This is a genomic window from Leifsonia sp. KNZ13-11D (genome assembly GCF_056754895.1).
Genome location: NZ_JBPGWU010000001.1, coordinates 2,458,699 through 2,472,292 on the forward strand (window position 1 = coordinate 2,458,699; position 13,594 = coordinate 2,472,292).

Genomic DNA, 13,594 nt, shown 5'->3' on the forward strand with positions numbered 1-13,594 from the left:
GCCTCCCGGGCCTAGACCGGCTGCAGCTCCGGCAGCCCGGTGCGCAGCTCCACCGGCAGGTGCCCGAGGTCGTTGTGCACGACGAGCACGGGAGGCTTCGCCGAGCGCACGCGGATGATCGTGAGACCGCAATTGGCCTGATTGAGCCCCAGCCAGCGCCAGTCGGGGGCGTCGAAGACGTGCCGCACGAACCATCCGATCACGAAGTTGTGCGTCACGAGCAGGTCGTGCCGGTCCCCCATCGCCGGGGTCAGGAACTCGTGGACCGCGTCGTCCATCTGCGCCCGCCCGGCCTCGATCTCGGCCTCGGTGATCGGCCCGAAGAACGACTTCGAACGCCTTCGGCATGTCCGGCGTCGGCCCCGACGGGATGCAATCGAACAGTAGGCTGGACGGCTGCGGCTCGAGCGCCGGCATCCGCTCGGCCATGATCGCGGCCGTCTCGGCCGCCCGGTTCAGCGGCGAGTGATACATCGAGGTGAAGGGGATGCCGCTCAGCCGCTCGGCGATGAGCTGCGCCTGCCGCTTGCCACGCGGCGAGAGCGGGCCGTCCGGCAAGCCGTGCTCGGCATCCTGCTGCTCGCCGTGGCGCACGAGGTAGAGGTAGTGGGGCACGGATGGACCTTTCGGAAGACGGAAACGGAGGGAGGCGGCTCAGGGAGCGAGACCGGCGAACAGGTCGTCGGTCACGCTCCCGACCGCGGCGACGGAGACCGGCCGTCCCGCCAGGTCGGCGGCCAGGTCGCGCACATCGTCGACGGTGACGAGGTGCAGGCGGCGGAGGCTCTCATCGAGGTCGGCGAACTCGCCGAGGGTGATCTCGGCGCGGCCGAGCCGGGACATGCGGGTGTCGGAGTCCTCCAGCGCGAGCGCTGCGCCCCCGGACAGCTGGCCGACCGCGCGGCGCAGTTCGTCGGGCGTCACACCATCGGAGGCGAGGCGGCGCAGCTCGTCGAGCATCAGCTCGGTGACCTGGCGCGCCTTGGCGGGGGCGCATCCGGCGTACAGGCCGAAGACCCCGGCGTCGGAGTAGGAGCCGGAGAAGGAGTAAACGGCGTAGGCGAGGCCGCGACGCTCACGAACCTCCTGGAATAGCCGGCTCGACATCCCACCGCCCAGCACCGAATTGAGGACGCTCATCGTGGTGCGGCGCTCGTCGGTCGCGATGATGCCGGGCATCCCGACGAACAGGTTCGCCTGCTCGGTCGGGCGCTGGACGGTCACGACCGGGCTGCCGCGGACGATCTCGGCGGCCCCGCCTGCCCGGCGGTCGACCGGCTGCGCCGCGAGGTCGAGATCCCAGCCGGCGGAGACGAGGGCCTTCTCCACACCCGCGACCAGCAGGTCGTGGTCGACGGCTCCGGCGGCGGTGACCACGAGATCCTGCGGGCGGTAGTTGGCGCGGTAATGCTCCCACACCCCGTCGCGGGTGGCGGCGCGGATGGTGTCCGGACGGCCACCGATGGGCCGGCCGAGGGGATGCGCGCCGAGCACAGCCTGGAACATCCGCTCGTTCGCGACGTCGCCGGGGTCGTCCTCGGCCATCGACAGCTCTTCGAGGATGACGCCGCGCTCGTTCTCGAACTCGGCCGGGTCGAGCACCGACGACGTGAGCATGTCGCCGATGACCTCGACGGCCATGCCGAGGTCGCGGTCCTGCACCTTGGCGTAGTAGCAGGTGTACTCCTTCGCCGTCATCGCATTGTGCTCGCCGCCGACCGAATCGAACGAGACCGCGATGTCGAGCGCCGTGCGCGTGCGGGTGCCCTTGAACAGCAGGTGCTCGAGGAAGTGGGTGGAGCCGAGCGATCCGGGATGCCCGGGCGTGCCGTCGGTTTCGTCGCGGGAGCCCACGGCGACCCAGTAGCCGAGAGTGGCGGAGCGGGCGCCGGGCACCTGCTCGCTCAGGATGCGGACACCGCTCGGCAGAACGGTCCGGCGGACCAGTGCCTCGCCGGAGGCGGCGAACGTCAGGTCGGCCACACCGAGGGGAAGGTCGACTGCGCTGTTCATCCCCTCCACCCTACGCCAGCGGGGCGCCGCGGCCCGCCGAGAAAAAGAGGACAAACAGACTCTTCTGTCTACTGTATACTCGGAGGACACGCAGCCCGGAGGCGGGATCGCCTCCCCCAGCAGAAGGAGTCGTCCGGATGGTCGTAAGTGCCCGAGCGACCATCCGGCCGCCAGCGCCGTCGAAGGTCAAGATCCTCGCAACGGCTGACGAGCTCTTCTACCAGGAGGGCATCCACACGGTCGGCGTCGACCGCATCATCGCGGGCGCCCGCGTCACCAAGGCCACCTTCTACAAGCACTACCGCTCGAAGGACCTGCTGATCATCGCCTACGTCGAGGGCCGCGACCGCCAGGTGCGCGACTGGTTCGCCGAGGCGGAGACGAAGTACCAGGACCCGCGCGACATCGCCAGAGCCCTCGTGGATACCATCAACGACGAGGCGGTCCGCCCCGGCTTCCACGGCGACCCCTTCATCAACGCCGCCGCCCAGTTCTCCGACGAGACCGACCCGGTGCGCGTCGCCGTGACGGCCCACCGCGACTGGTACGCCGACCGCATCGAGGAGCTGTTCCGCCAGATCGGTCACCCGCGCCCGGGCGATGCGGCCGACGACCTCATCCTTGCCCGCGACGGCGCCCTCGCCGGCGGCTACGTCGGCGACCCGATCGCGGCAGGCGCCGCTCTGCACCGCGCGCTCGACCGCATCCTCGCCGAGGCGTAGCGGCGCGCGCTCGCGGCCGCCCCTCGCGGCCGCCGCTCGCGGCCGCGGCTTGCGGCGCGGCTCGCGGCGCGGCTCGCGGCCGCCCCAACGCCGTCCGGCCCCGCTCGCGCCCCTGCCGAACAAGGGGTCGCAACACGCCGCTAAGCGCTTGCGATAACGGCGTGTTGCGACCCTTCGATCGCGCCGCTCGCCGCAGGCGTGACGGCGCACGGGCGACTGCCTCATTCGGGAACAGCTGCGACCGGTCGCGCAGCCGCAGATGTTACGCACGTGCGCAGACGCGCCTGCAGCCTCCGCAGACCTTCGTGGCGCGAACGAGGGGTCGCAACACGCCGTTATGCGCGCCGCTTTACGGCGTGTTGCGGCCCCTCGATCGCGGGCACCCCGGTGCAGGGGCTGCGGCCGCATTCGCGAAGACCTGCGACCGGTTGCCCAGCCGCAGACGATACGCCCGTGTGCATACGCGCCGCGCAGCCTCCGTAGCCCTCCCAGGCGCGAACGAAGGGTCGCAACACGCCGTTATGCGCGCAGCTTTACGGCGTGTTGCGACCCTTGGATCGCGGGACGGACCGCCGGGGCGGCGGAGCCCTGCGCGACGCGGAGGGCGGCGCGCCGCGCCGCGCCCTACTCGGAGACGCGGTCGAGGTCGAGCATCTGGGAGCGGGTGAGGCGGATGCCGGCGGCGGCCATCAGGGAGTCCACCTGGTCGGGGCGGCTGGCGCTCGCGACGGGGGCGACGATGGTGCGCTTGGCGAGCAGCCAGGCGAGCGCGATGCTGGCGGGCGCCACGCGGTGCTCGGCGGCGATGCGGTCGAGCACGGCCAGGACGCGCTGCCCGCGACGGTTCACGTAGGCGGACGCGCGGACGCTCCGGGCGCCGGCCGTGAGGTCGCTCTTGGTGCGGTACTTGCCCGTGAGGAAGCCGTTCGCCAGCGCGTAGTACGGCATCACGGCGAGACCCTGGGCGGCGGCGACGATCCGCGGCGCGCTCTCGAACTCGGTGCGGTGCATCAGGTTGTACTGGTTCTGGATGGCGACGAACTTCGGCAGACCCGCGGACGCGAGGATGCGGGCCTCGATCAGGCGGTCCGCGCTGAAGTTGGAGGCGCCGAGGTAGCGCACCTTGCCGCTCTCGATCAGCCACTCGGCCGTCGCGAGGCTGTCCTCCAGCGGCGTCTCGGGGTCGTCGTCGTGGAAGTACAGCAGGTCGATGTGGTCGGTCTTCAACCGCTCGAGCGACGCCTCCACGGCGCGGACGATGCTGACAGAGCCGAGGCCGGGGTTCTCGTGGTGGCGTCCGACCTTCGTGGCGACGACGATGCGGTCGCGGTTGCCGCGCTCGCGCATCCACGAGCCGATCAGCACCTCGCTGCGGCCGCCGACGTAGCTGTCGGCGGTGTCGATGAAATCCCCGCCCAGCTGGGCGAAGCGGTCGAGGATGGCGAACGACGTGTCGCCGTCGGCCGTCCAGCCGAAGACGCTCGCGCCCAGCGACAGCGGGTACACGGCCATGTCGCTCTCGCCGATGCGGCGCTTCGCGATGATCGACAGTGGGCCGGTGCTCTCGATCGCCGGGTCGACGTCGATCACGCCGGTCGGCGGTTCGGCCGTGCCGGAGCGGGCCAGCTCCCGGCGCGAGGGCGCGGTGGGAGCCTTCGGGCGGTCGGCCGTCCGTGGCCGCACGGAAGCCGATGCAGCGCCGGCTGACATGGAGGCAGCACCATCGACAGCAGACGAAGGAGAAGGTGCGGAGGCGGCCGCGGAAGCGGCTGCGGAAGCGACGGCGGCGTCGGCCGAGTGCGCGCTCGACGCACCGACCGCAGGCGCCGACGTGTCGACGTCGGCGGAGTCGCCGGCAGCAGCGGACGCAGACGCCGCGGCCGCGGCCCGACGGCTCTCCGAACTACGGAGCCCGACCGTCTCTAGCAGGCGCAGGGGAAGCAACTGTGGCATTTCGCCCCCCTCCCCGACGTACCCGTCTCGCCTCGTCCTCGTGCTCACTCGAATCGATTCGAGAACCTTCGATTCCCTAGTGAACACTTGCAGATTACGTCATGCCACCGACGTGGGAAGGACGAAACGGGTGAACCCCGGAGGAAACCTTGGTCACAGTTTCATCACGAACGGCGGAGCACCGCCCGGGCGTGCGCGAGCACCGGTCCGTCGACCATCCGGCCGGCGTACCGGAACACTCCCCGCCCGCCTTTTCGGCCGCCGCGAGCAACTCCTGGGCGGCCTCGACCTCGGCCGGATCCGGCCGGTAGGCGGTGCGGATCGTCTCCACCTGACCGGGGTGGATGCATGCGGTCGCCGCGAACCCGACGGCCGCCGCATCCTCCGCCTCGGCCGCGAGCCCGGCCAGGTCGGCGATGTCGAGATGCACGGTGTCGATGGCGTGGATGCGCGCGGCGGCCGCTGCGAGGAGCACGGACGACCGCGCGTGGCGCGCGACGTCGCGGTACGTCCCGTCCGGGTGTCTGCTCGCCGTGCCGCCGAGGGAGGCGACGAGATCCTCCGCTCCCCACATCAGCGCCAGGACGGGACGCTGCCGCGCCAGCTCAGGGGCCGCGAGCACTCCGGCCGCGGTCTCGCACAGCGCGATGACGTCGTACCGGGCGAGGGCCGCGAGGTCGGCCACCGACTCCGCCTTCGGCAGCATGACGGCGCGGTAGGGGGTGGCCGCGAGCGCGGAGAGGTCGGGAGCGTGGTCGTCGCTGGTCGCCGGATTGATGCGCACGATCACCCGGGCCGGGTCCAGGTCCGAGGCGACCAGCGCCTCCCGGGCGTCCGCGCGCCGGGCCGGATCGACGGCGTCCTCGAGGTCCAGGATGACGGCGTCCGCCCGCTCCAGCGCCTTTCCGTACCGCTCGGGCCGGTCGGCCGGGCAGAACAGCAGCGCCGGCCCCCAGGGGAACGGCCGCTGCGCACCCGGCACGTCCGCGCCCGCGACGAACGGCGCACCCTCCCCGGTCACAGGATCCCGTCCGGCTCCGCCGCCCCCGGGTCGAGGGCGTCCGGGTCGCGCGCGGGGTCCGACGGCACCGACGCCGCATCCCGGCACCACACCATGACCTGGCGGGTGGCGGTCGCGACGACCACGCCGTCCTGGTTGCGCCCGGTGTGCTCCAGCGTCACGATGCCCTGGCCCGGCCGGGAGGCGGAGAGCCGCTTGGCCAGCACGACCGTCTCCGAGTACAGCGTGTCGCCGTGGTGGAGGGGATGCGGGAAGCTCACCTCGCTGAAGCCGAGGTTCGCCACGATGGTGCCCTGCGTGAGCTGCGTCACGGAGGCGCCGACGATCGTAGCGAGGGTGAACATGGAGTTGACCAGGCGCTCCCCGAACGGCTGGCGGGCCGACCAGGCGGCGTCGAGGTGCAGCGCCTGCGTGTTCATCGTCAGGGTGGTGAACAGGACGTTGTCCGCCTCCGTCACCGTGCGGCCCGGCCGGTGCAGGTAGCGCGTGTCCGGCTCGAACTCCTCGTAGTAGAGCCCGCGCTGCTCGATCTCGCGCATCAGGCCGCCTCCTCCAGCTCCACGCGCAGCGGCGCGCCGGTCGCCGCGACCACCTGGTCCACCGTCACGCCCGGCGCGGTCTCGCGCAGGACCAGCCCGTCGTCGGTCACGTCGATCACGGCGAGGTCGGTGATGATGCGGTCGACGCACCCGGTGCCGGTGAGCGGGAGGGTGCACTCGCGCAGGATCTTCGGCCGTCCCTCCTTGTCGACGTGCTCCATCATGACGATGAGCCGTTTGGCGCCGAAGACCAGGTCCATCGCGCCGCCCATCCCCTTCACCATCTTGCCGGGGATCATCCAGTTGGCCAGGTCGCCCGTCTCGGACACCTCCATCGCCCCGAGCACGGCCAGGTCGACGTGGCCGCCGCGGACCATCCCGAACGACAGCGACGAGTCGAAGAAGGCGGCGCCGCGGTTCACGGTCACCGTCTCCTTGCCCGCGTTGATCAGGTCGGGGTCGACGGCGTCGTCGGCCGGGTACGGCCCGACGCCCAGCACGCCGTTCTCGGAGTGCAGGATGACCTCGACGCCCGCCGGTATGTAGTTCGGGATGAGCGTAGGCATCCCGATGCCGAGGTTGACGTACTGGCCGTTGCGGAGCTCTTTCGCCACGCGGGCGGCGAGCTCGGTGCGGGTGAGGCTCATCGTGCGCTCCCTCCGGCGACGGTGCGCCGCTCGATCCGCTTCTCCACGTCGGGTGCGTGCACGACGCGCTGCACGAAGATGCCGGGGCAGTGCACCTGGGCGGGGTCGAGCTCGCCCGGCTCGACCAGCTCCTCCACCTCGGCGATGGTGATGCGGCCGGCCATCGCGGCCAGCGGGTTGAAGTTCATGGCCGCGGCGTGGAAGACGAGGTTGCCGTGCCGGTCGCCCTTCGTCGCGTGCACCAGCGCGAACTCCGGCCGGAGCGAGCGCTCGAGCACGTACTCGGCGTCATCGAACGTGCGCACCTCCTTGGGCTCGCTGGCGACCGCCACCGACCCGTCCGGGGCGTAGCGGCGCGGGAGTCCTCCGGCGGCGATCTGCGTGCCGACGCCGGCCGGCGTGTAGAAGGCGGGGATGCCCGCGCCGCCCGCGCGCAGCTTCTCGGCGAGGGTGCCCTGCGGGGTGAGCTCCACCTCCAGCTCGCCGGAGAGGAACTGCCGGGCGAACTCCTTGTTCTCGCCCACGTACGAACTGATCATCTTGCGGATGCGGTGCTCGGCGAGCAGCAGACCGAGACCCCAGTCGTCCACACCGCAGTTGTTGCTCACGACCTCCAGGTGGGTCGTCCCGGACTCCAGCAGCGCCTGGATGAGCGCGCTCGGGATGCCGCACAGCCCGAATCCGCCGACGGCCAGGGTGCTGCCGTCGGGGATGTCGGCGACAGCCTCCCCGGCCGTCGCCACTGTCTTGTCGATCATCCGTCCTCCTCCTCGTCGAGGTGGCGCGCCCGCGGGCGGAGTCCGCCCGCGGGCCGCGCCGGTCCAGGCTAGGCGCTGAAGCCCAGCGCGCGCGAGATCACGAGCATCTGCACTTCGCTCGTGCCCTCGCCGATCTCCAGGATCTTCGAGTCGCGGTAGTGCCGCGCCACCGGGTTCTCGTTCATGAACCCGTAGCCGCCGAAGATCTGGGTCGCGTCGCGGGCGTTGTCCATGGCCGCCTCGCTGCCGACCAGCTTGGCGATGGAGGCCTCCATCTTGAACGGCCGGCCGGCCATCAGCTTGAAGGCCGCGTCGTAGTAGGCGAGGCGGGCGGTGTGGACGCGGGCCTGCATCCGCGCGATCTTGAAGGCGATGTGCTGGTTCGAGCCGATCGGGCGGCCGAAGACGTTGCGGCTCTTGGCGTACCGGATGGCCTCCTCCAGGCAGCCCTGCGCCGCGCCCGTGCAGAGCGCGGCGAACGCGACGCGGCCCTCGTCGAGCGTCTGGACGAAGTTGGCGTAGCCACGGCCGCGCTCCCCCAGCAGGTTCTTCTCGGGCACGTGGACGTCGGTCAGCGTCAGCGGGTGGGTGTCGGAGGTGTGCCAGCCGACCTTGTCGTAGACGGGCTCGGCGACGAAGCCGGGCGTCCCGGACGGGACGATGATCGCGGAGAGCTCCTTCTTGACCGACCCGTCGGCACGGCGCTCCTCGCCGGTCACGGCGGTGATGGTGACCAGCCGCGTGATCTCGGAGCCGGAGTTGGTGATGAACTGCTTGGTGCCGTTGATCACCCATTCGCCGTCGCGCAGCACCGCGGTCGTCTTGGTGCCGGATGCGTCCGACCCCGCCTCGGCCTCGGTCAGCCCGAAGCCGGCGAGCGCCTCGCCCTTCGCGAGCATGGGCAGCCACTGCTGCTTCTGCTCCTCGGAGCCGCTGCGGAAGATCGGCATCGCGCCGAGACCGACGCCGGCCTCCAGGGTGACGCCGATGGATTGGTCGACGCGGCCGAGCTGCTCGACCGCCAGGCACAGCGACAGGTAGTCCTTGCCCTGTCCGCCGTACTCGACCGGGAAGGGGAGGCCGAACAGGCCCATCCGGCCCATCTCGGCGATGATGTCGTACGGCAGGCTGCGCTTGGTGTCGTACTCGTACGCGGCGGGGGCGACGACGGTGTCCGCGAAGTCGCGCACCTCGTCCCGCAGGCGGCGCTGCTCGTCGGTGAGCTCGAAGCCGGCCACCTCGGTGTCGGCCGGCCGGTCCATCTGCATGGTCATCAGGTTCCTGTCTCTTCCTGGAGGCTCTCGTGGGGCCTATCGCTGTGCGGCGGCCGGTGGTGCCGGCTCCGCGTCCGCCTCCTGGGGCGGCACATCGGTGGTGGGGAGGTCGGCGGCGTCGCCGGCTTCCTCGACGGCGTCGACCTCGGCGTCGACGCGGGCGACCAGCTGGTCGAGCCGCACCAGGTCGCCGGGGGCGACATGCACGGTCACGGTGCCCGCGACCGGCGCGACCAGGCGGTGCTCCATCTTCATCGCCTCGACGATGACGACGGTGTCCCCGGCCGCGACGCGCGAGCCTCCCTCGACCGGGACGGCGACGACGGTCCCCGGCATCGGGGAGCGGAGCTCGGGATGCGCGGCCGCGTCGCCGCGGTCGAGCGCGGCCAGACGCTCGGCAAGCCGCGCGGCGCGGTCGCGCAGGCGGACCGGGCGGGCGCGTCCGTCGCGCGCCAGCCAGACCGTCGCGCCGTCGCGGGCGACGTCGAAGCGCAGCGTGCGACCGTCGAGGTCGAGCAGCGCGACCGCGGGCTCGCCGGGACGCTCGGGATCGCGGAGACGCAGCGAAGCCGGGCGCGCGTCCGCGTCGGCGATCGCGACGTGAGCCGCCTCGGGCGGTCCTTCCACGGTGACCGTGACGCCGTCCACGTCGTAGCGCACCGGGCGCGGACTGCCGAGCCTCCATCCCGTCGCAGCCGCCCACAGCGGGGCGACGGCGGCGGCCTGGTCCGACCGGTCGCGGTGCGCCAGCAGCGCGGCGGCGACCAGCTCGTCCTCGGTCGCCGCCGTGGGCGCGCGCTCGGAGAACCGGCGGTCGATCAGCGTGGTGTCCATCCGGCCCGCGAGCACGTCGCCGTCCGCGACCAGGTCGGCGAGCCACGACACGTTCGAGACCGAGCCGAGGATGCTCGTGGCGGCGAGCGCGCCGCGCAGCCGCGCCAGCGCCTGGTCGCGGTCCTCGCCCCACGCGATCACCTTGGCGAGCATGGGATCGTAGTCGGTGACGATGGGGATGCCGGCGGCGATGCCGCTGTCGACGCGGATGCCCTCCCCGCCGGGCTCGCGCAGGGCGAGCACCCGCCCGGCCGCGGGGAGGAAGCCGCGCTCCGGGTCCTCCGCGTACACGCGCGCCTCGACGGCGTGCCCGTGCAGCCGAACGTCGGCCTGCCCGAACGCCAGCGGCTCCCCCGCGGCGATCCGGAGCTGCTGCTCCACCAGGTCGAGCCCGGTGACGAGCTCCGTGACCGGATGCTCCACCTGGAGCCGGGTGTTCATCTCCATGAAGAAGAACTCGTCCGGCGACTCGGCGGACACCAGGAACTCGACGGTCCCGGCTCCCGTATAGCCGACGCTGGCCGCGACGCGGCAGGCGGCCTCGCCGATGCGCGCACGCGTGGTCTCGTCGAGCAGCGGGGACGGCGCCTCCTCGATCACCTTCTGGTGCCGGCGCTGCAGCGAGCATTCCCGCTCGCCGAGGTGCACGATCCCGCCGCGGCGGTCGGCCAGCACCTGAACCTCGATGTGCCGCGGCGAGGACACCAGCCGTTCCAGGAACAGCGTGTCGTCGCCGAACGCCGCCGCGGCGACCCGCCGGGCCGCGCGCAGCGCCTCCGGGAGCTCCTCCGCCGACCCCACGGCCTGCATCCCCTTGCCGCCACCGCCCGCGGACGGTTTGACGAGCACGGGGTACCCGATCCGCTCCGCCGCCGCGATCAGGTCGTCGTCGCCGAGTCCCGGCTCCGCGATGCCCGGGATGGTCGGAACGTCGTACTCCGCGACCGCGTGCTTCGCGGTGATCTTGTCGCCCATGACCTCGAGCGCGTGCACGCCCGGGCCGACGAACACGATGCCTGCGCGCTCGCACGCCTCGGCGAGCGCCGGATTCTCGGAGAGGAACCCGTAGCCCGGATGCACGGCCTCGGCGCCGGTGCGCCGCGCGGCCTCGACGATGGCGTCCACGTCGAGGTAGCTCTCGCGTGCGGCGGCGGGGCCGATCCGCACCGCGACGTCGGCGAGCGCCACGTGCGGGGCGTCCCGGTCCGCGTCGCTGTAGACCGCGACCGAGCGGATGCCGAGTCGCTGCAGGGTGCGGATGACGCGGCACGCGATCTCGCCGCGGTTGGCGACGAGCACGGTGCTGAAAGGGGTCCTGGTCACGGTGATCACATCCGGAAGAGGCCGAAGGCCGTGTCGGGGAGCGGGGAGCGCGCGATCACGTCGAGCGCCAGGCCGAGCACCGTCCGGGTGTCGGCCGGGTCGATCACGCCGTCGTCCCAGAGCCGGGCTGTGGAGTAATACGGGTTGCCCTGCTCCTCGTACTGGGCGGCGATCGGGGCGCGGAACTCCGCTTCGTCCTCGGCGGACCACTCCTCGCCGCGCGCCTCCAGCTGGTCGCGCTTCACCGTCGCCAGCACGCTCGACGCCTGCTGGCCTCCCATCACCGAGATGCGGGCGGCGGGCCACATCCACAGGAACCGCGGCGAGTAGGCGCGACCGCACATCGAATAGTTGCCCGCCCCGAACGAGCCGCCGATCACGACGGTCAGCTTGGGGACGCGGGTGGTGGCGACCGCGGTGACCATCTTGGCGCCGTTCTTGGCGATCCCGCCGGCTTCGTAGTCCCGGCCGACCATGAAGCCGTTGATGTTCTGCAGGAAGAGCAGCGGGATGCCGCGCTGGTCGCACAGCTCGATGAAGTGCGCGCCCTTGAGGGCCGACTCGCTGAACAGCACGCCGTTGTTGGCGACGATGCCGACCGGGTGGCCGTGGATGCGCGCGAACCCGGTCACCAGCGTCGTGCCGTACTCGGGTTTGAACTCCTCGAACCCGCTGCCGTCGACGATCCGGGCGATCACCTCGTGCACGTCGTAGGGCGCCTGGACGTCGACCGGGACCACCCCGTACAGCCCGTCCTGGTCGGCGGCGGGCTCGGTCGCCGGCAGCACCTGCCAGGCCGGCTGCGCGGGCGGCGGGAGCGTCGCGACGATGTCGCGGACGATGGCGAGCGCGTGCTCGTCGTCCTCGGCCAGGTGGTCGACGACACCGGAGGTGCGCGCGTGCAGGTCGCCGCCGCCCAGCTCCTCGGCGGTGACGATCTCGCCGATGGCGGCCTTCACGAGCGGAGGGCCGCCGAGGAAGATCGTGCCCTGGTTGCGGACGATGACCGTCTCATCGCTCATCGCGGGCACGTAGGCGCCTCCCGCGGTGCAGGAGCCGAGCACGGCCGCGATCTGCGGGATCTTCGCGGCCGAGAGCCGCGCCTGGTTGTAGAAGATGCGGCCGAAGTGGTCGCGGTCGGGGAACACCTCGTCCTGCATCGGGAGGAAGGCGCCGCCGGAGTCGACCAGGTAGATGCACGGCAGCCGGTTCTCGAGCGCGACCTCCTGCGCCCGCAGGTGCTTCTTCACGGTCATCGGGTAGTACGTCCCGCCCTTGACCGTGGCGTCGTTGCAGACGATCATCACGTGGCGTCCGGCCACGAGGCCGATCCCGGCGATCACACCGGCTGCGGGGCTCTCGTCGCCGTACATCCCGGTCGCGGCCAGGGGCGCAAGCTCCAGGAAGGGGCTGCCCTCGTCGAGCAGGGCGTCGATGCGGTCGCGCGGCAGCAGCTTGCCGCGCGCGACGTGGCGTTCGCGGGCGCGCTCCGGACCGCCCGCCGCGGCGATCTGCAGGCGTCGCCGGAGGTCGGCGACGAGCTCGCGCTGGGCGGCGTCGTTCTGCTCGAACCGGGCGTCCGTGGCGGACGCCTCGCTGGTCAGGGTCGGCATGCTGCTCCGTGTCGTCATCGACAGTCGGTTAGTGGTCACTAACTCGTTTTTAGGTTAGTGTTCATTAACCGAAAAGTCCAGCGCCGCCTCCGGGGCGGCCCGACCCCATCGAGGACGATGACGCAGACCGGACCCGCCGCTCCCCTCGAGCGACCGACGCAGCGCAGCCAGGCCAAGGCCGACCGGCGCGCCGCCCTGCTCGAGGCCGCGGCGACGCTGTTCGCCGAGCGCGGGTTCAACGGCGTCTCCATCGAAGACCTCGGCTCGGCCGTCGGGGTCAGCGGGCCGGCCGTCTACCGTCACTTCTCGTCCAAGCAGGCGGTGCTCGAGGCGCTCCTCGTCGGGGTCAGCGAGCGGCTGCTCTCCGGCGGCGAGGACGTCTCGGGGGCGGACCCGGACGCCGAAGCGGCCCTCCGTGCGCTGATCGGGTTCCACATCGACTTCGCCCTCGGCGAGCCGGACACGATCCGCGTCCAGGACCGCGACCTCGACGCCCTGCCCGACTCGGCGCGACGGCAGGTCAGGCGGCTGCAGCGCCGCTATGTCGAGGTGTGGATGCGCGTGCTCGGCCAGCTGCATCCCGCCCTCGCCGACGACGAGCTGCGTGTGCGCGTACAGGGCACTTTCGGCCTCCTGAACTCCACGCCGCACACCGCGCGCGTCGGCTCGGCGCACGTCGCGCCGGACGCCGTGCGCCCGGTGCTCGAGCGGATGGCCTGGGCGGCGCTCACCTCGGAGTGACCGCCGCGCCGACATTCGGCGCGAATCCTCACTCCGCGCGCTCCCGAGCGCACATTCGGCACGAATGGTCGCGGGCGCGGCGCGTGCGACGGCGCGCAGCCACAGCGACATTCGGCACGAATCCCCGCTCCCGACGCCGCAAAGCCGACATTCGGC

Annotated in this window: 10 protein-coding genes and 2 pseudogenes; 2 read left to right on the forward strand and 10 right to left on the reverse strand. The window is 72.0% G+C overall.

Annotated elements, in window-relative coordinates:
- Nucleotides 1–11: 11 nt before the first annotated feature.
- A pseudogene (locus ACR9Y5_RS12255) lies at nt 12–615 on the reverse strand (histidine phosphatase family protein).
- Nucleotides 616–654: 39 nt separating this feature from the next.
- Entirely contained in the window at nt 655–2,013 is a 1,359-nt protein-coding gene (locus ACR9Y5_RS12260; RefSeq protein WP_481298205.1) for a M16 family metallopeptidase, read from the reverse strand.
- A gap of 137 nt (nt 2,014–2,150) precedes the next feature.
- On the opposite strand from ACR9Y5_RS12260, the gene ACR9Y5_RS12265 reads away from it, so the two are divergent.
- Nucleotides 2,151–2,735 carry a TetR/AcrR family transcriptional regulator gene (locus ACR9Y5_RS12265; protein WP_481298206.1) on the forward strand — a complete coding sequence of 195 codons (585 nt, stop codon included), beginning with the start codon at nt 2,151–2,153 and terminating at the stop codon, nt 2,733–2,735.
- A 624-nt stretch (nt 2,736–3,359) separates the two neighbouring features.
- Here ACR9Y5_RS12265 and ACR9Y5_RS12270 read toward each other — a convergent pair.
- The 8 genes and pseudogenes from ACR9Y5_RS12270 to ACR9Y5_RS12305 all read right to left on the reverse strand — a co-directional run bounded on the left by ACR9Y5_RS12270 (nt 3,360) and on the right by ACR9Y5_RS12305 (nt 12,697).
- Nucleotides 3,360–4,445: an aldo/keto reductase gene (locus ACR9Y5_RS12270; protein WP_481298207.1), complete on the reverse strand. Its 1,086-nt coding sequence runs from the start codon at nt 4,443–4,445 to the stop codon at nt 3,360–3,362.
- A 407-nt stretch (nt 4,446–4,852) separates the two neighbouring features.
- Nucleotides 4,853–5,670 (reverse strand): annotated as a pseudogene (locus ACR9Y5_RS12275) (HpcH/HpaI aldolase/citrate lyase family protein).
- A 35-nt stretch (nt 5,671–5,705) separates the two neighbouring features.
- Nucleotides 5,706–6,248, reverse strand: a complete 543-nt coding sequence (locus ACR9Y5_RS12280; protein ID WP_481298208.1) for a MaoC family dehydratase — start codon at nt 6,246–6,248, stop codon at nt 5,706–5,708.
- Entirely contained in the window at nt 6,248–6,895 is a 648-nt protein-coding gene (locus ACR9Y5_RS12285; protein ID WP_481298209.1) for a CoA transferase subunit B, read from the reverse strand. The genes ACR9Y5_RS12280 and ACR9Y5_RS12285 overlap by 1 nt, the downstream gene beginning before the upstream one ends.
- Nucleotides 6,892–7,653, reverse strand: coding sequence for a CoA transferase subunit A (locus tag ACR9Y5_RS12290; RefSeq protein ID WP_481298210.1), 762 nt, complete (start codon nt 7,651–7,653; stop codon nt 6,892–6,894). The genes ACR9Y5_RS12285 and ACR9Y5_RS12290 overlap by 4 nt, the downstream gene beginning before the upstream one ends.
- Before the next feature lie 68 nt (nt 7,654–7,721).
- Nucleotides 7,722–8,927: an acyl-CoA dehydrogenase family protein gene (locus ACR9Y5_RS12295; RefSeq protein ID WP_481298211.1), complete on the reverse strand. Its 1,206-nt coding sequence runs from the start codon at nt 8,925–8,927 to the stop codon at nt 7,722–7,724.
- A gap of 36 nt (nt 8,928–8,963) precedes the next feature.
- Nucleotides 8,964–11,084 carry an acetyl/propionyl/methylcrotonyl-CoA carboxylase subunit alpha gene (locus tag ACR9Y5_RS12300; protein ID WP_481298212.1) on the reverse strand — a complete coding sequence of 707 codons (2,121 nt, stop codon included), beginning with the start codon at nt 11,082–11,084 and terminating at the stop codon, nt 8,964–8,966.
- A gap of 5 nt (nt 11,085–11,089) precedes the next feature.
- Nucleotides 11,090–12,697, reverse strand: a complete 1,608-nt coding sequence (locus ACR9Y5_RS12305) for a carboxyl transferase domain-containing protein (RefSeq protein ID WP_481298213.1) — start codon at nt 12,695–12,697, stop codon at nt 11,090–11,092.
- A gap of 117 nt (nt 12,698–12,814) precedes the next feature.
- Between ACR9Y5_RS12305 and ACR9Y5_RS12310 the strand changes: the two genes are divergently transcribed.
- Nucleotides 12,815–13,438, forward strand: a complete 624-nt coding sequence (locus tag ACR9Y5_RS12310; protein ID WP_481298214.1) for an SACE_7040 family transcriptional regulator — start codon at nt 12,815–12,817, stop codon at nt 13,436–13,438.
- Nucleotides 13,439–13,594: the final 156 nt, after the last annotated feature.